The organism is Vibrio sp. V09_P4A23P171, from assembly GCF_963875615.1.
Classification (GTDB): Bacteria; Pseudomonadota; Gammaproteobacteria; order Enterobacterales; family Vibrionaceae; genus Vibrio; species Vibrio anguillarum.
Genome location: NZ_CAWNMR010000055.1, coordinates 48698 through 68982, shown reverse-complemented (window position 1 = coordinate 68982; position 20285 = coordinate 48698). Strand labels below are relative to the sequence as shown.

Here is a 20285-nt window from a genome sequence, read left to right as displayed (position 1 = left end):
TGGATAAGGTTAATCCGTGCTTGGGTAGTGTTCGGTTAAGGCCTTTTCTTTGCGCCAAGCGTTCAGCAGTTCAGCCATTTTGGGTGTTTGATGGCCTAACTTTCGCTGTTGCGCGCCAATGTCGAATAAGATTCGGTACTGTCTGAGTAAGGTCGAGAAGATCTCTCGCAGCGGTGTTTCTCTATCCCAAATATGAGCGGCTTCACTGCTTGCGCCATTGATTTCCAAAATCGTGAACTGTTCTCCAGCCATCAATTGGTGAATATTGGCAAACTTGATATCGAGCCGCCCATAGTGAAACCCGTCAACATTGTTAAAAATCTCATCTAACTTGTTGGTGAGAGCGCGAGTAATGTAACGGTTACCATTGCGGAAAATCGATCCGCGACTATGGCTGCCCGCAAAGGCGAGTTGAAACTCCTGCCCGGCTTCAAGAACCCAATCGAGCTTCTCAAGGTGGCGAGGAAAATAGAGGTGAGGGAGTTGCCCTGCGCGTGGGCAGCGTTCAATTAACTGCTTTAAAGTGTGAATGCCATCCCCAGTGACAAACGGGGCATACTTAAGTGTGATGGAAATAATGTTGCCTTGAGCCTCATCGGGATAGCGCACATAAAATACGCCAGCTTCAGCCTGATACGGCGCTTTTTGTTGCAGTAAAAAACGGGCGTTAATCGGGAATGATTGGATGTAGTCACTCAGTTGTTGTTCATTTTGCAGCAGTTTGACGCCAACGCCGCGGCAGCCTAAATCTGGTTTAGCGACAAGAGGGAAATCCAACGATGCTTGTTGCATTGCAGACAGAGCCTGTGCTGTTTGCTGCTGAGCGGTTTGATGGCTTTTCGTTCGGGTGATAAAGGGCGATATCCACTGCTGAGCGTATTCACCGGCTAGATTAAGAATGTCGTGTTTTGACTCTCCAACCATGCCGCTGAGCTTGATGCCGGGGTTTGCAATTAAAGGTAAGCCCCAGTTGCCATAACGCAGCCCTTGCAGCAGGCTTTGAATCACCACCGGAGTGTAGAAAAACCAACTGGGCAGAAATTCATAAGGAGAAATGCTGCGTTTGGTGTCTTGCTCTAAAAGCGGCATACCCGCGTTGATTTTGCCATGTGCAATGCAAGGCATTTCTAATTTGGCGTTCATGACAATCCTTTAGAAAATGATTTGTTGAGAAGACGATTGGTGAGCATTAATAGCCCAACCGCGATAGGAATAATGATCCATTGATAAGGAGAGGACTGTTGCCAAACCTGACTCCCTAGGTAATAAAGCGTTGAAAAAACGATCAGTGTCCACAGTGCTGTGGCCGTCAGTACGGAGCACAGAAATAGCGCCAACGGAATAGAAAAAAAGCCGCTCAAAGTAAAACCCACCGTTCTTAGGCCGGGGACAAAGCGAATAATAAACAGATTTAAAAAAGTATGATGGTGCAGTTTGCGACGGACGGTTCGAAAATGTTTATTGGTCAGCGCTTGATAACGAAGCGGACGAACGCGTTGTGCCACTTGGCCTAAGTAATACAAACCGAGATCGCCACTAACAATGCCGACAAAAATAGCCAACAACGCCAAGCCGGGGGGCATGAGATTTTGCAAAGCCAGTGTGGCGGCGGTTACAATAGCGACATCCTCTAACAAATAGGAAAGCAAAATTACGCCGATGAATAGTAAAGTCAGTGAATGACTTTCGGCTGTTAGAAAGGTTTGAATGTCGATAGCAAGCCCCACACTTCCTCCTTAGCAAATTATGATCAAGTATAGAATAAGGCGCTGATTGCGCTTTTATTCTCATTACGAGGACAAAGACCTGCCAAAGAATAGAAAAATTGCATGTCTGATGATTTTTTATAATTAAATTTAATCAAATTAATGTTTGAAAATTAAACAGAGGTTGTAACGAACCTTAAATGAAGCGTGGATAGTCAAGAACCATCAAGATCAGAGTTAGGGTTGTCGAGCAGGAAATAAAAAACGCAGCGCAAGGCTGCGTTTGTGGGGTGAAAGCGCCTTAATTCATTGGCCTCTTTCAATCGATTTGAGTGGGGGTTATTGGGTAAGGTCAATCCTGTAAACCGCAAAACCAACCTCATCGTTTTCCACCAAAGTCATTGGGTATTGGCCTTTCTCTTTGATGAACTGTGCTGCTTTCTCACTTGGAGAGGTTTCAAAACGAATATCTAATGCAGTATTGGTTTTCATCGGAGCAAACGACCAGTTGTTATCAGCACTTGGCGTAACTTGACCTTTTTCTTTACTCACGCGCGAAATGTAGTTGGCAACGGCCGTGCGGTTTTCGTCGGGTGAGTCAAAGGCAACAAATTGTGCGCCCGTGCCTGCAAATTTATTGCTGTAAGCGCGGTAGTTATTGGTGGCGACAATAAAGGTCTGTTTTACATCGATAGGTTTACCTTGATAAGTTAAGCCTACAATGCGCTCAGCATCTTTATTCGCCACTTTACAATCACCATCGTATTTGGCGGGTTGAGTAACATCGATTTGGTAATTCACCCCATCCATCACATCAAAGTTATACGTGCGGAAATCAGCCCAATTGATCAAGGATTGTGGTTGAGTGCTGTGCGGATCAATCTGATTAAACTGCCCCGCGCTGCATTCCAACCATTCCTTCACTTCTTTACCCGTCATTTTCAGCGCGACTAATGTATTAGGGTAAAGATAGAGATCCGCTGCGTTACGAAATGTCAGTTGGCCAGCTTCGACTTCAGTGAAACCGGCAGGATCATCTTTACGGCCACCAACTTTGAAAGGGGCTGCGGCCGATAACACCGGCAAACCATCAAGATCAGGGTCGCCTTGAATAAAGCGTTCCACATAATCTTTTTGTGCAAGGTTAACGATTTGCACGGTTGGGTCATCTTGTACCAAGGCTAAAAAGCTGTACATCACATCATTTGCTTGGCCAATCGGTTGATTCACGAAATCTCGCGTGCCTTTGTGGTCCGACTCTAAGGCTTTCACTATGCCTGTATCGGCTGCTGCCAGTGATTTCTTATTGGCTTTATCGAAGATTGGGCGAGCTTGGGATTGACCATTCACGACTGACCATTGGCCATCTTTGCTTTGCAAAGTCAGATCCATCACACCAACATGGCTACCCCAGCGCCCCGGCATGACAGCGGTTACGCCATTAATGGTGCCTTTAGTTACATCTGCTCCTGGCAGTTTGGCAAAATCTTGGCTAGGGAATACCGCGTGAGAGTGACCAAAAGCAATTGCGTCAATGCCTTCTACTTGGGTGAGGTAGTAAACCGAGTTTTCTGCACCAACGGAATATGGGTTAGCTGAGACACCAGAGTGCGGGATTGCCACGATCACATCGGCACCCTCTTTTTTCATCTGCGGGATCAGCTCCTCGGCTGTTTGCTTGATGTCTTTGGCAAACACTTTGCCATCCAGGTTTTTCTTATCCCACACCATGATTTGTGGTGGGACAAAACCAATGTAACCCACTTTAATTTGGTGCTCTTTGCCATCGGTATCTTTGAACGTGTGCGTTTTAATGAGATAGGGATTGAAGAAGTGTTTGCCCGTTTGTTGGTCATAGACGTTGGCATTGACATACGGGAATGCGGCGTCGTTAATACTCTCCTTTAAAAAGGACAAACCGTAGTTAAATTCATGATTACCAATGTTACCCACATCGTAGCCGAGCTGATTCATCGCTTTGTAAACTGGGTGAACCTCACCAACCTTGATGCCTTTGGCGGCCATATAGTCACCCATTGGGCTACCTTGGAGTAAATCACCGTTATCGACCAAAATGCTGTTTTCGACTTCGCTGCGCGCTTGCTTCACTAACGTCGCCGCACGAGATAAACCAATCTGGTTCGATGGCTTGTCTTTGTAGTAATCGTAATCCATCACATTGGTGTGAATATCAGTCGTTTCGACGATACGCAGTTTAATGGTGCCCGCCATTGCTGGGCCAGCCATTGCTAACATACCGCTCAAAATCGCGATGGAGAGAGGTTTCACTGCCACTTTCATTGTGTACTCCAGTTAGGGGTAGGGAACAAATAACTCGTCTAATGTAACAAAATCTTATGAAACGATGATTTCAATGAATATCAATTTGTGATGTTACGCGTTAACTCACCGGCATTCTGTCGACAAGATCTCATCATTGATTGGCTTTTAATCAGAGAGATAGTCACTTCTTATTCGGAATTATCCATTCCCTTATCAGCTTTTGATATAAAAAATGAAATTTTAGAATTTCAGGTAATATGAAGAGCCCGCCATAATGCATCCATGAATTAAGTTATGGATAACAACAATGAGTACGACGGAAACCATTTCTCAGTTGCCAATCAAAGGGCCGCGCTTAGTTGCGGTCAACAATGATGCTTTGGCAAGTAGCGCTCCATCGTACGTCAAAAGCCAATTGATCTGCGGTGAAGTGGCTTTGATTGGTGCAGGGCCGGGCGACCCAGAACTGCTGACGCTCAAAGCGTTGAGCTTTCTACAACAAGCCGACGTGGTGTTGTACGACTACCTAGTGTCTGATGAAATTATGGCGCTGGTGCCGAGCGATACCATCTTAGTCTGCGTGGGTAAGCGCGCTGGACACCACAGTGTTCCTCAAGAAAAAACCAATCAATTGCTGATCGATTTTGCGCAGCAAGGTTACAAAGTCGTGCGTATTAAAGGCGGCGATCCGTTTATGTTTGGCCGCGGTGGTGAAGAGTTGGAAGTGCTGTTTGATGCGGGAGTGAAATTTCAGGTGATCCCCGGTATTACAGCGGCGGCAGGCGCAACGGCCTATGCGGGAATTCCACTGACTCATCGTGATTATGCGCAATCCGCTCTGTTTGTCACCGGTCACCTTAAAGCGGAAAACGATGACATGGATTGGTCAACACTGGCACGTGGTAATCAAACCTTAGTCATTTACATGGGCTTGATGAAGTCGAGTTATATCCAGCAGCAGTTGATTGAACATGGACGCCAAGCCAACACACCAATCGCGATTATTGAACGCGGTACTCAGCGTTCGCAAAAAGTCTTCAAAGGGCAGCTCAGTGACTTATCACAACTGGCGGTGCAGGCACAGGCTCCGGCCTTGATTGTGGTGGGCGAAGTGGTGGCGCTGTCGGAAAAACTGCATTGGTTTGGTGAACAACCCGCGCAGCAAAACCAAGTGAATTACGCCTGATTGCAAGGCTAGTCAGTTAGTTCCAACTCAATACTCAAACCAATTTCTCATTGCACAAGGCTCGCAATGCGAGCGAAAAGGAAGCATGCAGATGGATCAACAACGCTTAACCCATTTACAACAGCTCGAAGCCGAAAGTATTCATATTTTACGTGAAGTGGCCGCTGAATTTGATAACCCAGTAATGATGTATTCGATTGGTAAAGACTCTTCGGTGATGCTGCATTTAGCGCGCAAGGCTTTTTATCCGGGGAAAATTCCCTTCCCACTGCTGCATGTGGACACCGGTTGGAAATTTCGTGAGATGATCGAATTTCGTGATCGTATGGCGCACAAGTATGGTTTTGAGCTTTTGGTACACAAAAACCCAGAAGGGATCGCGATGGGGATCAGCCCTTTTGAGCATGGATCTTCAAAGCATACTGACATCATGAAAACCCAAGGTTTAAAACAAGCGTTGAACCAATATGGTTTTGATGCTGCTTTTGGTGGTGCGCGTCGTGATGAAGAGAAATCACGCGCGAAAGAGCGTGTTTATTCTTTTCGTGACAAGAACCACACGTGGGATCCGAAGAACCAGCGTCCGGAGCTATGGAAAACCTACAACGGCCAAATCAATAAAGGTGAGAGCATTCGTGTTTTCCCATTGTCGAACTGGACTGAATTGGATATTTGGCAATACATCTATTTGGAAAACATCGAGATCGTACCGCTGTATTTATCGGACATTCGCCCAGTTGTCGAACGCGATGGGATGCTGATCATGGTCGATGACGAGCGGATGAAGCTTCAACCTGGAGAAGAAGTACAGCACAAGAGTGTGCGTTTTCGCACGTTAGGTTGTTATCCACTCACTGGCGCAATTGAATCAGAGGCCAATACGCTAACGGGCATCATTGAAGAGATGCTGGTGGCCACTTCCAGTGAACGACAAGGCCGCGCGATCGACCACGATCAATCAGGATCGATGGAATTGAAAAAACGCCAAGGTTATTTCTAAGCCTCTAAGGAAAGATTATGAATAGTGCAGTTCAAGCTCAGCTTTCTGAGATCGGTATTGAAGCTTATCTCACGCAACACCAGCACAAATCGTTACTGAGATTTCTGACTTGTGGCTCGGTTGATGATGGAAAAAGTACCTTGATTGGTCGTTTGCTTCATGACACAAAACAGATTTATGAAGATCAACTGGCCGCCGTCCATTCCGATAGCCAGCGTGTTGGCACGACGGGCGAGCGCCCCGATTTAGCTCTGTTAGTTGATGGCCTGCAAGCGGAACGTGAGCAAGGGATCACCATTGACGTGGCGTATCGCTATTTCTCTACTCAAAAACGCAAATTCATCATTGCCGATACTCCGGGGCATGAGCAGTACACGCGCAATATGGCGACAGGCGCATCCACTTGCGATCTCGCGGTGATTTTGATCGATGCCCGTAAAGGCATTTTGGATCAAACGCGTCGCCACTCATTCATTGCCAATCTGTTAGGTTTGAAGCATTTTGTGGTGGCGGTGAATAAGATGGATCTGGTCGATTACTCACAAGATCGTTTTGAGCAGATCCGTCAAGACTACGTGGAATTTTCAAAGCATCTGCAAGGTGATACTGATATTCAGATCATCCCGCTTTCTGCTCTGGAAGGGGACAACGTGGTCGAAGCAAGCCAACATATGCGTTGGTATCAAGGCCCATCACTGCTGGAGCTGCTTGAAACGGTGGACGTTGATCAGCAAAAAGGAGCCAGTGAGTTTCGTTTTCCTGTGCAGTATGTGAACCGACCGAATCTCGATTTTCGCGGTTTTGCAGGCACGATTGCAGCAGGCAGTATCAGCGTTGGAGATGCAATCACTGCACTTCCGTCTGGAAAAACATCCACCGTGGCACGTATTGTTACTTTCGATGGAGATTTGCCGCAAGCGCAAGCCGGCCAAGCGGTGACGTTAACGCTCAGCGATGAAATTGACATCAGCCGTGGTGATCTTATTGTGCTGCAAGGAGCGCAGGTTGAATCAACTAACCATCTATTAGCCGATGTGGTCTGGATGACAGAACAACCACTCAAAGCCGGGCGTGAATACAACATCAAAATTGCAGGTAAGAAAACCGTCGGCCAGTTGCAAGCAGTACGTCACCAGTACGATATTAATAATTTATCGACTTATCACAGTGAAGAGTTGCCGCTCAATGGCATTGGCTTGTGTGAATGGTCGCTAACAGAGTCGATCGCGCTGGATAAATACTTAGACAGTGCCAATACTGGTGGTTTTATCATCATCGATCGCCTGACGAATGTGACGGTGGGGGCGGGCTTGGTTCGAGATAGTTTGCAAAACATCGCTCATGCTCAAAGTGTCCATTCTGCGTTTGAAGTTGAATTGAATACCTTGATCCGCAAGCACTTCCCACACTGGGAAGCTAAAGATCTTCGTCAGTTACTCAAGGCTTAACTGTGGTGATTCGGTGGGAGGGATTGCCGCTTACAGCGTCCCTCTATTGGCTAGTTTGAGGCAACAAAGGATTGAGTAATGAGTACGAATTTGGCCAATAAAGATGAAAATGTTGTCTGGCATCAGCATACGGTGGATAAGTCGTTCCGCGCCAACTTAAAACAACAACAGCCAGCAGTATTGTGGTTTACGGGGCTGTCAGGGGCGGGAAAATCAACCATTGCTGGTGCGTTGGAACAGCGTTTAGCTCAACTCGGGTATCACACCTATTTACTCGATGGGGATAATGTACGCCACGGCTTGTGCAGCGACCTTGGGTTCTCAGAGCAAGATCGGCGAGAAAATATTCGCCGTATTGGTGAACTCGCGAAGCTGATGGCCGATGCTGGGTTAATCGTGTTATCAGCATTCATTTCACCGCATCGCGCTGAGCGTCAATTAGTGCGCGATATGCTGCCACAAGGTGAATTCATCGAAGTGTTTGTCAATACCAAGTTGGACGTGTGCGAGCAGCGTGACCCGAAGGGGCTGTATAAAAAAGCGCGCGCTGGTGAAATCAGTAATTTTACGGGCATTGACTCTGAGTATGAGTCGCCGCAAAGCCCTGAGATCAATCTTGCAGCTGGCGAAAAAAGCATTGATGAGCTGGTGGAAATTTGCCTAACAGCGCTGCAAGTACGAGCGATTATCGCCTAATGTAGAAGAGGGCTCATCAGCTTGAGCCCTTTATTTTTGAGGCTAGACGGCGTGATGAAAAGAGCTGCTGGCAACTTCGGTGTGGACAGTGAATTTCTGGCTAAGCACCGCCAACATTTGATCGTAGTATTGCATATTCGGTTTATTACCCAGTAGCTTACACAGCTCATTGCCAGTGGGACTGAAACGGTAATAGAGCAGCCTGACTCCTTTACTCATCGATTGCAGTGACAGATTCTTGCCTTGATAGGTCAACAGCAGTGCCGGTTCAAGTTCAATTTCTCCAGATTCCAGTTCAGTGGCATGCAGTAAGCCAAGCTCGATCAGTACCAACAGGCTCGAATAGGGTAATTGGAAACTACCCATATTGATGACAAATGTGCTGATGCGTTTTCCTAAACTAAAAATACCGTTAGTAGCACGAATGCCGACCAACAGCTTGCGGCTGTTATCGCTACCAAAACAGCAGGCTAACGCTGAGGCTTTTTGGAGTATCTGCGCCTCTTTTGGTGTCATGTCTTGTAATACTTGCAGCGCTTTCATTGAGGTTGAACCGGGGTTGGTCACCTCGCGTTTGAGTACTTGCGCCCAAAGTCGCTGCATCGAAGAGTTGTGGATGTCTTGCGCCATATCGAAAAAACGGTGTAACCAATCTTGATCAGGCTCTCCCGCGGTCTCGTTTTTACAAGAGATATGCGCCAGTTTGACGATCTGCTCTAGGTTTTTTTGTCGCTGCTCTTTACGTTGCTGTTCTCTAAATAAGGCGCGATCAAGCGAGGTTTTTTCTGGCGGATCCGTTTGTAGCAGCGCATCTAAGCCGTGATATTGAGCAATATTCAAAATGCGACTACCACTGTCTTTGATGTAGCTCGATTTTTTTTCGTGGCTTTGACCTGAGTTGGCTTGATGTTCAATCACTACAGGGTTGTTGGTATCTGCCATTTTATGTCCGCTTCAATCACCCATTTCATTCATGGATTAAAATGTAACGTGTAACGCATTTTCCATCTAGGAAAAACATTCGTTCTAGATCATAAATTTGCGCTATCCCTAATGATAATAACTTGTTAAAATTGTTATCGGAATTTGTGGGGCGCTTATGAAGTGTTGGAAAGAAAATAGACTGAAAAAGCACCTATCGATTACTTTACTATTGTTGATATATGTCGCTTTGCTAGCGTATTTATCTAAATATATCGTTTAGTTTAGATGAATCAATAGGTTGCCATTTTGTTAACTACATGTCGTCGTATTCTTCGATCGCAGTGCCTTCGATCACATACGCTGTTTCGGCCAGATCGTGGCTAACACTTTCGGTTTTCAGTGTCCCAATCAGATAAATTACATCCCAGAGCTGCTGGATTGGAGCACCTTGCGGATATTTCACATAAATAATTTGGTTTGGTGGCGGTGGCGGCACGTGAATGCATGCGCCAAAGTAGGGCACCAGTAGAAACTCAGTAACGTTATTGGCGTCACCTTCCAGTGGGATCACAAAGCCGGGTATTTTGACCACGCTGCCATTAAGCTCTTTTCTAACTCCGCCGATTTTTGATTGTGCAGCCGTCATTTCGCCATCATGGTTCAATGCTGGCATGCCATCGGCGTTGAATTGGTTACGTTCATTCTCGGGGATCAGATCGATCCAATCGAGCGTCAGTACTTGTTCATTACTCTGTGCGTACATCGGTAACAAGCCTGATAGCAGCAGCGTGCTGATAAGCAGTAGTTTTTTCATCGTTAAGTCCTAAATTCGAATGGTCATTCCATCGCTAAGTGATTGTCTATAGGCGCGTAGAGCCGGGATAACACCAATAATAATGCCAGCCAGCTGTACATAAGCTAATAATTGCCACTCATAGCCGCTTAAGGTGCTGAGTGTGATTTGAATGCCATAATGCTGCGCAATAAAAGGTTGCGCCAGTGCGAGCAGTGAATATAACCCCGCTAATCCAACGCAGATGCCAATAAAGGTCAGCGTCGTCGCTTCGCTGATAAGCAGAGCAAAAATATGTTTAGGTTGTGCGCCCATGGCGCGCAGAATCGCCATTTCACGGCGTCTTTCCTGCAAGCTTGTCAGTAAGCTGCTGAGCATACCAAGTAACCCTGCCGCCACCACAAAGACCGACACCGCCATTAAAGCTTGTTCTGCTATCGACATCATACCCCACAGTTCTTGCAGAGCGACGCCGGGCATAATGGCGCTCAAAGGTTCTTGGCGATAGTTATTGATTTCACGTTGCAGTGCAAAGGTTTGAATTCTCGATTTTAAACCGATCAACATGGCGGTGATCTGCTTGGGTTGAAAGTTGTGTTGTTCAAGTTGCTCTTTGGATGGTGAATTGCCTAAATGCGCACCCGATTCCCAACCCACGTGAATGGCTTCAATCGCTTCTAATGAGACATGCACCGTTTTGTCTACGGGCGTTCCCGTTGGCGCTAAAATACCCACTACTTTGAAAGGGAGGTTGTCGTGGCGGCTAAAACCCACATCGCTGATCCCATGCGCAATAATGATGTCACTGCCAATATGATAACCTAAGGTTTTGGCGACATCAGAACCCAATACCGTTTCAAATAAACCATGAAATTCAGTGCCTTGAGAGAAAGTGAGTGGTTGCTTACTTCCATATTTGAAATGCTCGAAATAATGGTGATTGGTGCCCATAACGCGAAACCCTTGGTGTGAGTCACCCAATGAAATGGGGATCGCCCACTTGACGCTGCGATGCTCACTGAAGGCTTGGTAGCTTTTCCAGTCGATATTATTGGTGGCATTGCCAATTCTAAATACCGAATAGAGCAGCAAGTTGACTTGTCCAGAGCGGCCGCCGACGATTAGATCCGTCCCTGAAATGGTGTTGGCAAAGCTCTCTTTAGCTTGAGTTCGAATGCGTTCAACCCCCATTAACAGAATGACTGAAATGGCAACCGTCAGAATGGAGAGTAGCGCTGTGGTTTTGCGGTTAAGTACGCTTTTCCACGCCAGATTGGTAATTACATTCATGCTGTCACTCCTGCCTGATTCAATTGAGGGAGGTAAACTGCGCGGTCAAATAAAGCTTCTAAGGTGGGATCGTGGCTCACAAACACCAGTGTTGAACCTGCCCGATTCGCCTCTTCCAATAACAGTTCGATAAACGCGAGTCGATTGTCGTGATCCAGCGCAGAGGTTGGCTCATCGGCGATGATCAGCTTGGGTTCTCCAATCAGTGCTCTCGCCGCCGCGACACGCTGCTGCTGGCCAATACTCAGTTCGATAACCGGTTTAGTCAGTAGTTCAGGTGCAAGATGTAGGCGAGTGAGTAACTGTTTTGCTTTCTCAATCAGATCGCCTGCCACATTCTGCTTGCGAGTGCTGGAAAAATGGCAAGGTAGCGTAACGTTTTCAATCACTGAGAGATAAGGCAATAAATTAAATTGTTGGAAAATGTAGCCAATATGATCGGCTCGAAAACGATCCCGTTGACGAGAAGTTAACGTCGACAGGTTGGTGCCTAAAATAGAGACCTCCCCTCGTTGTGCTTGGTTGATCCCAGTCAGTAAGCTCAGTAAGGTCGATTTGCCACAACCACTTGGCCCTTTAATAAAAAGGTGCTCTCCACGTTTTACACAAAGATCTTGGATAGATAAGGCTGGTTGTGAGCTATTCGGCCAACGAAATTCGACCTCTTTCAATTCAATGACAGACGTCAGCGATAGAATATGCAAATCACTCATTGTGAATTCCTTTAACGACAGTGAACCTAGAGTAAGTATGTGCTTACTCCAGGTTGTTGCTTATACGCCTTAAAACGTAATGCGAGTGCTGTTTGTTTTCAACTCAGAGGCAGATTGTGCTTTGTCTGTCAGTACATTGGCAGAGATAGTTTGGGTATTTGGGAACAAGTTAAACCATTGCGTGTCGAGGTACTGCAATTGCGGCATGTTATCGCAGTGATATTGGTACTGAATCGTGAATTCACCGTGACCACCGTGCTCGCCTTCATCATGCACATCTTTTTTATGGTCATGGTGTGCGTGTTGAGCATCTTTATCTTGATGTTTATCATCATGTTTTTCATGATGGTCGTGGTCGTGGTCGTGGTCGTGGTCGTGGTCGTGGTCGTGGTCGTGGTCGTGGTCGTGGTCGTGGTGCTCACCATTTAACGTATGCGCGATACGACTTTCTTCTAAATGGCACTTGGCCGGAGCGGGCAGTTGGAAAATGCCATCGGCGTGGCTGAACTGCTCAAGGACTTTATTTAAGCGCTGTTGTTGTTCATCATTTTGTGGTGCATGTTCAAAGCCGACTACATCAGCGCCGGGGGCGGTGATTTCAATCAGTAAATCTTGCCCATCTTGAGCAATATTGAACTCGACGTGGCCATGTACATGGGCCTCATGTTGGCGAAACTCTTCATTTGCCAGTGCTGGCGTGCTTAAAATTAGGCCGATAGAGAGAGCGAGTTTACGTTGGATAAACATTGGGTGATTCCTTTTAAACATCAAAATAGCCCTTAGCGCGTTGGCTTTGGGTAACAAATCATAAATAACTAGATAAGACGTCTAAAAGTGAGGAGGCGAGCGAGCAAGATAAGCGTAATGAACTGAGGGGCGACGCTGAGTTTTCTCTACTGATGATCGAATTTCGCTGCCACTAATGACAGGAAGGATAGGCAGCGCACTGCTTAGACCATTTTGAAAGCCAGAAAAAAGTTGGCAATGATGCTGCGCGTGATGTGCAGGATTAGTATCGAGGTGATGATCTACATAAGCGACATTCAACCATAGCATCAGTAGCATGGCACATAATGCAATGCTTTGAGCTTGGTAATGGGGGCAACGTAGACGGGTAAACATCAAACCAATACAGTAGTAAAATGATAATTGTTATAATATAACAATATTGTGAGAATAAAGCGTACTCTTATTTTTATAAAAGCACCTTTCACCACGATATGTTTAGCAAAGGCAGCCGTGTTATCGGCCACCTAAGGTTATTATAAATTCTGTTTGATCAAGTCTAAAACCGTTTGAATTTCCTCATCACTCAATGCACCTTCTTTAACAAACAGTACGTTACCTTGCTTGTCTTGAACGATGATCGCTGATGATTCCTCTTTTAAATCCCACGCTTTGGCTACATTTCCCGCTTCATCTAGCACCATGGAAGACCACGGAAACTCTTTCTTGCTGTCTTGAGCGGAAGATTTGACAAACGATCCTGTGCCCCAAATCGCATCATCTTGGTTGATGATCGAGGTGGTTTGATAACTTTCTGCGGGAAATTGTGCGGCCGTAATGGCGGCCATCAATGGTGCATTTAACGCTTTAGCACTGCTGCGACCAGCAATGGCTTGAATGACGCGCACTTTGCCTAGCAGTTGGCTGGTATCCCAAGTTTGAAAGGCCGTTTTATCATCTTGTAGGATGATTTCACCATATTTTTCCACTGAAACATCAGCAACTTGCTGACCTTGGGTAATGTTGTGTGCCATGGCAAGCGCTGGACAGCAGGCCATTAGAATGGCGATCACTCGTTTATTTTTCATTGTAGGGGTCCCTTTTAGTTGAGCAACAAAGGTATAGCATAGAATCAATAAAACCACGAAAAGAGGCCATGAAGCGGCTAACAAAATGCTAACAAAGCCTCAATTATACACGCTTTATTCGCTGAGCTGGGGCGGGAAGCAGATGCCTGTTCCTCCTAACCCACAATAACCATTCGGATTTTTAGCTAAATATTGTTGATGATAGCTTTCGGCGTAGTAGTAAGGACCAGCGGGTGCAATTTCGGTGGTAATTAAGGCTCGTTGACTGGCTGACAACGCCTGCTGGTATCGCTGCTTTGAGGCTTGTGCTATTTGCTGTTGTTGTTCTGAATAGGTATAGATGGCGGAGCGATACTGAGTGCCTTTATCGTTACCTTGACGCATGCCTTGGGTCGGATCGTGCTTTTCCCAAAAATGACTTAATAGCTTTTCTAATGGCAAGCGCAGTGGATCAAAGATTACGCGTACCACTTCAGTATGGCCAGTTTCACCACTGCATACTTCTTCGTAAGTTGGGTTTGGGGTAAAGCCGCCGGCATAGCCTACTGAAGTCGACACCACACCATCGAGTTGCCAAAATAAGCGTTCAGCGCCCCAAAAACAGCCCATACCAATCACTATTTGTTGCTGATGCTCATTAGGCTGCTCAGTGATGTTGCTGTGGTTAACGTAATGAATTTCCTCCACTGACATAGGGGTTTCTCGTCCTTTCAGTGCTATTTGTGCGCTGACCATTGTTTGTTTATTGAGCATGAGCTTTCCTTTTGTGTACCGATTTTTGGCTTTATTTATTGTTGTTGAGCCACTGTTTCACATTCAGCCCGAATAATTGACTGATTTCATACAGACGGAGCTTGCTATTGGCGGTATGATTTCCATCCATTAACGATCTGTTTACTCAACTGTTCCTTTAATTAAGCATGAGACGAAAATCATTACCAGTTCTATTCACGATGCTACTTATTTCCACTTCGGCGTATGCCAAGGTGGCGTTAACCATTAATGGTTTAGAGGGTGAATTAGAAAACAACGTTGAAGCCTATTTATCGTCGATTCCAGAGAGCGACTATTCTACGCATCTTCGTTTTCAATCTCGTTTAGAGAAAAGCATGACGGAAGCGCTTGTCGCGCTGGGTTACTACCATCCTCAATTTGAGTTTGTGGTGGTGAGCGATGAGCAAGAGCTGATGGTCAATATCAATCCAGGACTGCTAACAACCATTAAAGAGATGGATGTGGTGATCAGCGGGGAAGCTGAATCTGATGCTGATTTTGCCAATCTCATTAACCGCAATGCCCTTAAAGTGGGCGCGGCGGTTAATCATGGCCAGTACGATGCTTTGAAATCGGGTATCCGCAACTTAGCGTTGCAAAAAGGTTATTTTAACGGGAATTTTGAATTAAGCCGTTTGGAAGTTGCGCCAGAGTTGAATGAAGCTTTCGTACGCCTTCATTTTAACAGTGGTATTCGTTATCATTTTGGTCCCTCGCTCATTACTGGTAGCCAAATTGAAGATCAGCGAGTTCGCTCACTTCAGCCCTATAAAACCAATGATCCTTACCTTGTTTCCAAGGTAGGGGAATATAACCAAAACTTATCCAATACCGATTGGTTTTCCTCTGTTTTTGTTGAACCCGATCTTAGCCAACTGGAGAACGGTCGCGAACTGCCGATGAAGGTTTCCCTTGCACCGCAAGCTCGAAATCAGCTTGAAACCGGTTTAGGTTACTCAACGGATGTGGGAGTGCGTGGTTCATTCAAGTGGAAGAAACCTTGGGTTAACAGCCTCGGCCACAGTTTTGATAGCAGTTTCTCCCTTTCTGCCCCAGAGCAGACCATTACCGCTGGCTACAAAATACCGCTAGAAGATGTGCGGCGTGAATATTATCGAATTCAGTATGGAATGAAGAATGTCGATAACCGTGATACGAAGAGTTTGGAGTCTAACTTATCGTTTGAGCGCCACTGGCTGCGTGATGGCGGTTGGCATCGAACCCTATTCGTTCGTTATTTGATAGAAAACTACGAACAAGGTTTGCAAAGCGATGTCGGCCAGTTTGTATTACCGGGAGCGACCTATTCTCGTACGCGTGTTCGTGGTGGTTCAATGCCGATGTGGGGCGATAAACAGAGCATCACACTTGAGTATGGCGATCCAAATTTCGTCTCTGAAACGCGTGTGGTGCGGTTGTTGGCGGGCACGGCTTGGATACGCAGCGCCGGGCAAAACCACCGTGGTTTATTGCGTTTAGACGGCGGCGCAAACTTCAGTGAAGAGTTTGACAAACTCTCGCCTTCTCTGCGCTTCTTTGCTGGTGGCGATAATAATTTGCGAGGGTATAGCTATCAATCTATCTCACCTAAAGATGCCAGCGGCGCACTGACTGGGGCCAAATACATCGCTACCAGTTCGTTGGAGTATCAATATCGTTTGGTTGGAAATTGGTGGGGCGCACTGTTTGTCGATTACGGCGATGCCTTTAATGACTCACCGGATTGGAAAACTGGTGTGGGAGCCGGGATTCGCTGGGCTTCTCCGGTTGGACCGATCCGCTTAGATTTTGCATGGGGGCTTGACGCTAATCCCGGCGATGAATTTCAGCTGCATTTCACCTTGGGGCCTGAACTATGACCAAAGTGATGTTGAAGATAACCAAATGGGCATCGGCGATTTTATTCACCTTGTTGGGCGCGGTATTTATTGCACTCGCAGCCTTGTTGTTTACCAATACAGGGCTTAACGGTCTGTTGTGGGGAGCACAAAAAGCGCTGCCACAACTGCAGGTTGCCAGCGCTCAAGGTGCAATTTTTCCACGTTTCACGCTCAACCAAGTCACCTTTTCCGATGAAGCATTAAAGCTCGATCTCGATGTGCAGCGCGTGACATTAGCCATAAGTGCTAGCTGCTTATTGGAGCCTTCAATTTGCTTAAATGAACTTGCGATCAGTGGCTTAAGGCTGGCACTGCCAGAGCTTCCCCCTTCGACGCAAGGTGAGCCTTCGTCTGCCTCTGATCCCATTACGTCAATCTCTACACCGGTGCCAATTAAGGTTGGCCGTGTGGAGCTCAATGATATTCAGCTGGATATTTTGGGTAATACGCTGGCATGGAAGCAATTTTCTACTCATGCCTCATTTCAAGGTAATCGCTTACGGATTGGCAAAACCAATTGGAGCGATATTCAACTGAAGCTTGCGACCAATGACGAGGCAGATTCAGCCTCAAGCGCACAATCCAAATCCACTCCATCCACAACCGTATCATCGACGGCGGCACCTGCGGTGAAAACGCCCATCACCTTGCCAGAAGTGATCATTCCGCTGCAATTGGAAGTGGAGCGTTTTGATATCAATCAGTTTACTCTTCAGCAAGCTGAGCCTTTGGTTGTCAAGCATCTTGGTTTGGTCGCCAATGCTTATCAGAGCAGTGTTTCATTAAAATCACTTGAGCTTGAGCTGCCACAATTGATTGCCAACCTAAAATCTGATGCGCAGCTGAAGGGAGACTATCCGCTCAATCTCTCTTTAAAAAGCACGCTCAAAATGGCCGAAGCTCAGGGGCAAACACTGGCACTAGAGGCTTCGGGTAGCTTGGGTGATTTAACACTCAACGCGAAACTGGGCGGGCTTGCGCAAGCAAACTTAAATGCGCAATTGGCGCTACTGCAACCTGAGATCCCGTTTGATATTTCGTTGGATGATGTTCAAGCACAGTGGCCATTGATTGGGCAAGGAGACTATTTTGTTCGCGTGCCGAGTTTAAAAACTCAAGGCTCACTCGACGGATATAGCGTGGCGCTCAATGGCCAACTGCAAGGTAAAGATCTGCCCGATGTGACGCTGGATGTTGCTGGTAAAGGCACTTTACAGCAAATCAACTTAGATTCTTTGCTCATCGATACCTTAGGGGGGCAAATTGCTGGTCAAGTGATGGCCAACTGGCAAGCCCCAATTCACTGGCAAGCGGCGCTGAATTTAGAACAGATTCAGCCGGGATTACAGTGGCCGCAAGCCGAAGGCGTGATCAGCGGTAAGCTCGAAACTACGGGTGAGCTGACCGAGCAGGGCGGTTGGAACGTTGCGCTGCCTATTTTGGATATTGAGGGTGTGTTGCGTGGCTACCCACTGAATATTGAAGGTCAATTAAACGCATCAGATATGACAGGGAAAGGCGCTTTTACTGTGTCGACCAGCGGCTTAACGTTAGCCCATGGACCCAACCAGATTACGGCCAAAGGTGAGCTGGATAAAGAGTGGCGTATGGGCTTATCGGTTGATTTTGCGGATCTGGTGAAAAGTGTTCCTGATTTGCACGGCAAAGTGATTGGCGATATTTATCTGCGTGGTGATTTACAGCAGCCACAAATCAAGCTGCGCCTCAATGCAAATGATCTTGCTTGGCAGCAACAAGCGACCCTAAAGCAGGTGACTTTAACTGGTGATGTTACGCCACTTCCTGTGCCACAAGCCGAAGTGAAATTGCAGGCGAGCCAGTTGAGCTACCAGCAGCAGTTAGTTGATAGTGTGGACTTGCGTTTTTCAGGCACGCAGGCGCAGCATCAACTGAGCTTAGACGTCATTTCAAATCTGATTTCAACCAGCTTGGCGATCAGCGGATCTTTTGAAGATAAGCCGACGATGCAGTGGCAAGGTGCGCTGGAACGAGTACAACTGTCCACAGAACAAGGGCCGTGGCTATTAAACCAAGCGACACCTGTTGCGGTTAATATCGAGAAACAACAAGCCACGATTACCGCGCATTGTTGGCAGCAAGAGGGAGCATCGCTCTGCTTGGATAAAGACGCGACTGTGGGGCAAAGTGGCGCGGCCGAGCTCTCTCTCAATCATTTTGATTTTCAGCAAATCGCAATGTTTTTACCGCAAGAGACTCAACTTAAAGGCCAAGCCGATGTCAGTCTCACAGCTCAATGGGCGCCCAATACTGCGCCTCAAGCGAAAGTGTCACTCAGCTTAAGCCAAGGTGCAGTCACGCAGCACATCGACCAAGCCATTACTTTAGGTTGGGATAGCGTCACTATTGAAAGTACGCTTGAACAGAACAAGCTGTTTGCTCGTTGGCTAGTGGATGTGACCGATAATGGCGATCTGTCGGGGCAAATCACCATTGCGGATCTAATGGCAAAAGAAAAAATGATGGATGGCGCATTAACGCTTTCCACCTTTAATATTGATTTTCTACAGCCGCTGCTTGGGGATTATAGCCAAGCGAAATCGAAGATTAGCAGTCAACTTGCCTTCAGTGGGCCGATGTTGCACCCGAAAGTGATGGGCAGCGTGGTGGTGGATGACATTGTCGTCAAAGGCGATATTTCGCCGCTGGATGTTACCTCGGGCCGAGTGGCGATGGACTTTAATGGTTACCAAGCCTTGCTCAATGCAGCGATTCAAACTGCGGATGGCGAGTTGAGTATCAAGGGGGATGCCGACTGGCAGAAAATGGAGCAGTGGCGTGCCAACCTGCGCGTGTTGGCCGATGAGCTATTGGTGGATCTGCCGCCTATCGTCAAGATTAAAGTTATTCCAGACATGAGCATCACACTAGAACCTCAACTGGCCACTGTGACAGGAAATATTAACCTGCCTTGGGGACGTATCGTGGTAGAAGAGTTGCCTCCGAGCGCGATTGGTGTCTCCAAAGATCAAGTGATATTGGACGCTGCTTTACAGCCTGTGAGCGAGCAAAGCGCCATGCCATTTAACGTTGAAACGAATGTCAACATCTCGATTGGTGATGATTTCCGGCTCAGTGCCTTTGGTTTGCAAGGCGGCTTGATTGGCCGCCTCAATGTGGCGCAAAAGGATAAAGGCCCTTTTATTACTGGAGAAGTAAATATCCAAAATGGTTCGTATCGATCCTTTGGACAAGATTTGCTGATCCAAGAAGGCAAAATTTTAATGAATGGACCGGTTGATCAACCTTATGTTTCGATTAAAGCGGTGCGCAACCCGGATAACACACAAGATGGCGTGATTGCAGGGGTAAAAGTGACCGGCTCTGCCGATGAACCGACAGTCTCCATTTTTTCAGAACCCGCGATGCCACAAGCCAATGCACTTTCTTACCTACTTCGTGGTCAGAATATTGATGGCGAGGCGGGTGGCAATGCGATGACCACTGCACTGATTGGTTTGAGCTTGGCACAAAGCGGTAAGGTGGTGGGCGAAATTGGTCAAGCCTTCGGTGTGCAAGATCTGCAATTGGATACGGCTGGTTCCGGTGATGATTCACAAGTGACGGTAAGCGGCTATATTTTACCGGGGCTACAAGTGAAATATGGTGTTGGTATTTTCAGCTCGGTGGGCGAATTTACCGTGCGTTACCGCTTGATGAGGGATTTGTACGTTGAAGCGGTATCCGGCTTAGATAGCGCGGTGGATCTTTTGTATCAGTTTGAATTTAACTAGGGACA

17 protein-coding genes are annotated in these 20285 nt (G+C 46.8%); 6 read left to right on the top strand and 11 right to left on the bottom strand.

The genetic code is table 11. From position 1 onward, the window contains the following. Positions 1 to 9: 9 nt before the first annotated feature. The 3 genes from AACT23_RS14090 to cpdB form a co-directional block, all read right to left on the bottom strand. Positions 10 to 1143, bottom strand: coding sequence for a D-alanine--D-alanine ligase (locus tag AACT23_RS14090; protein ID WP_094127457.1), 1134 nt, complete (start codon positions 1141 to 1143; stop codon positions 10 to 12). After that, positions 1140 to 1727, bottom strand: coding sequence for a DedA family protein (locus AACT23_RS14085; protein ID WP_094127455.1), 588 nt, complete (start codon positions 1725 to 1727; stop codon positions 1140 to 1142). Before AACT23_RS14085 ends, AACT23_RS14090 begins: the two co-directional genes overlap by 4 nt. Positions 1728 to 2045: 318 nt before the next feature. After that, complete coding sequence (cpdB, locus tag AACT23_RS14080) at positions 2046 to 4007, bottom strand: 2',3'-cyclic-nucleotide 2'-phosphodiesterase (RefSeq protein WP_094127453.1); 1962 nt, start codon at positions 4005 to 4007, stop codon at positions 2046 to 2048. A gap of 289 nt (positions 4008 to 4296) precedes the next feature. On the opposite strand from cpdB, the gene cobA reads away from it, so the two are divergent. The 4 genes from cobA (at position 4297) to cysC (ending at position 8319) form a co-directional block, all read left to right on the top strand. Then, on the top strand, positions 4297 to 5175 hold the full coding sequence (gene cobA, locus AACT23_RS14075) for a uroporphyrinogen-III C-methyltransferase (RefSeq protein WP_094127451.1): 879 nt from the start codon (positions 4297 to 4299) through the stop codon (positions 5173 to 5175). Positions 5176 to 5266: 91 nt separating this feature from the next. Beyond that, positions 5267 to 6175: a sulfate adenylyltransferase subunit CysD gene (cysD, locus tag AACT23_RS14070; RefSeq protein ID WP_445286082.1), complete on the top strand. Its 909-nt coding sequence runs from the start codon at positions 5267 to 5269 to the stop codon at positions 6173 to 6175. A 17-nt stretch (positions 6176 to 6192) separates the two neighbouring features. Continuing rightward, positions 6193 to 7623 carry a sulfate adenylyltransferase subunit CysN gene (gene cysN / locus AACT23_RS14065; protein ID WP_094127447.1) on the top strand — a complete coding sequence of 477 codons (1431 nt, stop codon included), beginning with the start codon at positions 6193 to 6195 and terminating at the stop codon, positions 7621 to 7623. Positions 7624 to 7701: 78 nt separating this feature from the next. Continuing rightward, the gene (cysC, locus tag AACT23_RS14060; RefSeq protein WP_017046725.1) at positions 7702 to 8319 is read left to right on the top strand and encodes an adenylyl-sulfate kinase; all 618 of its coding nucleotides are present in this window, start codon (positions 7702 to 7704) and stop codon (positions 8317 to 8319) included. 42 nt (positions 8320 to 8361) lie between these two features. On the opposite strand, the gene AACT23_RS14055 is transcribed toward cysC, so the two are convergent. From AACT23_RS14055 to msrA, 8 genes are all read right to left on the bottom strand, one after another. Then, positions 8362 to 9261: a TIGR03899 family protein gene (locus AACT23_RS14055; protein ID WP_013855945.1), complete on the bottom strand. Its 900-nt coding sequence runs from the start codon at positions 9259 to 9261 to the stop codon at positions 8362 to 8364. 295 nt (positions 9262 to 9556) lie between these two features. Next, positions 9557 to 10057 carry a DUF3299 domain-containing protein gene (locus AACT23_RS14050; protein WP_013855946.1) on the bottom strand — a complete coding sequence of 167 codons (501 nt, stop codon included), beginning with the start codon at positions 10055 to 10057 and terminating at the stop codon, positions 9557 to 9559. A 9-nt stretch (positions 10058 to 10066) separates the two neighbouring features. After that, the gene (locus AACT23_RS14045; RefSeq protein WP_017042870.1) at positions 10067 to 11326 is read right to left on the bottom strand and encodes an ABC transporter permease; all 1260 of its coding nucleotides are present in this window, start codon (positions 11324 to 11326) and stop codon (positions 10067 to 10069) included. After that, positions 11323 to 12039, bottom strand: coding sequence for an ABC transporter ATP-binding protein (locus AACT23_RS14040; RefSeq protein ID WP_013855948.1), 717 nt, complete (start codon positions 12037 to 12039; stop codon positions 11323 to 11325). The genes AACT23_RS14045 and AACT23_RS14040 overlap by 4 nt, the downstream gene beginning before the upstream one ends. Before the next feature lie 69 nt (positions 12040 to 12108). Continuing rightward, complete coding sequence (zrgA, locus tag AACT23_RS14035; protein WP_176428633.1) at positions 12109 to 12786, bottom strand: zinc uptake protein ZrgA; 678 nt, start codon at positions 12784 to 12786, stop codon at positions 12109 to 12111. A gap of 81 nt (positions 12787 to 12867) precedes the next feature. Beyond that, positions 12868 to 13161, bottom strand: a complete 294-nt coding sequence (locus AACT23_RS14030; protein WP_094127443.1) for a DUF2607 family protein — start codon at positions 13159 to 13161, stop codon at positions 12868 to 12870. A 140-nt stretch (positions 13162 to 13301) separates the two neighbouring features. Further along, positions 13302 to 13853: a YtfJ family protein gene (locus tag AACT23_RS14025; RefSeq protein ID WP_094127441.1), complete on the bottom strand. Its 552-nt coding sequence runs from the start codon at positions 13851 to 13853 to the stop codon at positions 13302 to 13304. Positions 13854 to 13967: 114 nt separating this feature from the next. After that, positions 13968 to 14606, bottom strand: a complete 639-nt coding sequence (gene msrA / locus AACT23_RS14020) for a peptide-methionine (S)-S-oxide reductase MsrA (protein WP_094127439.1) — start codon at positions 14604 to 14606, stop codon at positions 13968 to 13970. 167 nt (positions 14607 to 14773) lie between these two features. Between msrA and tamA the strand changes: the two genes are divergently transcribed. After that, positions 14774 to 16486, top strand: a complete 1713-nt coding sequence (gene tamA, locus AACT23_RS14015) for an autotransporter assembly complex protein TamA (RefSeq protein WP_094127437.1) — start codon at positions 14774 to 14776, stop codon at positions 16484 to 16486. Continuing rightward, positions 16483 to 20280, top strand: a complete 3798-nt coding sequence (gene tamB, locus AACT23_RS14010) for an autotransporter assembly complex protein TamB (protein ID WP_094127435.1) — start codon at positions 16483 to 16485, stop codon at positions 20278 to 20280. The genes tamA and tamB overlap by 4 nt, the downstream gene beginning before the upstream one ends. The last annotated feature ends 5 nt before the right edge of the window (positions 20281 to 20285 follow it).

Excerpts from the sequence above, each read along its gene's own strand:
- AACT23_RS14045 (WP_017042870.1), bottom strand. The coding sequence starts at position 11,326 with ATGAATGTAATTACCAATCTGGCGTGGAAAAGCGTACTTAACCGCAAA.
- AACT23_RS14030 (WP_094127443.1), bottom strand. The coding sequence starts at position 13,161 with ATGTTTACCCGTCTACGTTGCCCCCATTACCAAGCTCAAAGCATTGCA.
- AACT23_RS14055 (WP_013855945.1), bottom strand. The coding sequence starts at position 9,261 with ATGGCAGATACCAACAACCCTGTAGTGATTGAACATCAAGCCAACTCA.
- AACT23_RS14050 (WP_013855946.1), bottom strand. The coding sequence starts at position 10,057 with ATGAAAAAACTACTGCTTATCAGCACGCTGCTGCTATCAGGCTTGTTA.
- AACT23_RS14040 (WP_013855948.1), bottom strand. The coding sequence starts at position 12,039 with ATGAGTGATTTGCATATTCTATCGCTGACGTCTGTCATTGAATTGAAA.
- cobA (WP_094127451.1), top strand. The coding sequence starts at position 4,297 with ATGAGTACGACGGAAACCATTTCTCAGTTGCCAATCAAAGGGCCGCGC.
- msrA (WP_094127439.1), bottom strand. The coding sequence starts at position 14,606 with ATGCTCAATAAACAAACAATGGTCAGCGCACAAATAGCACTGAAAGGA.
- cysN (WP_094127447.1), top strand. The coding sequence starts at position 6,193 with ATGAATAGTGCAGTTCAAGCTCAGCTTTCTGAGATCGGTATTGAAGCT.
- tamA (WP_094127437.1), top strand. The coding sequence starts at position 14,774 with ATGAGACGAAAATCATTACCAGTTCTATTCACGATGCTACTTATTTCC.
- tamB (WP_094127435.1), top strand. The coding sequence starts at position 16,483 with ATGACCAAAGTGATGTTGAAGATAACCAAATGGGCATCGGCGATTTTA.
- AACT23_RS14090 (WP_094127457.1), bottom strand. The coding sequence starts at position 1,143 with ATGAACGCCAAATTAGAAATGCCTTGCATTGCACATGGCAAAATCAAC.
- cysD (WP_445286082.1), top strand. The coding sequence starts at position 5,267 with ATGGATCAACAACGCTTAACCCATTTACAACAGCTCGAAGCCGAAAGT.
- cysC (WP_017046725.1), top strand. The coding sequence starts at position 7,702 with ATGAGTACGAATTTGGCCAATAAAGATGAAAATGTTGTCTGGCATCAG.
- zrgA (WP_176428633.1), bottom strand. The coding sequence starts at position 12,786 with ATGTTTATCCAACGTAAACTCGCTCTCTCTATCGGCCTAATTTTAAGC.
- AACT23_RS14025 (WP_094127441.1), bottom strand. The coding sequence starts at position 13,853 with ATGAAAAATAAACGAGTGATCGCCATTCTAATGGCCTGCTGTCCAGCG.
- cpdB (WP_094127453.1), bottom strand. The coding sequence starts at position 4,007 with ATGAAAGTGGCAGTGAAACCTCTCTCCATCGCGATTTTGAGCGGTATG.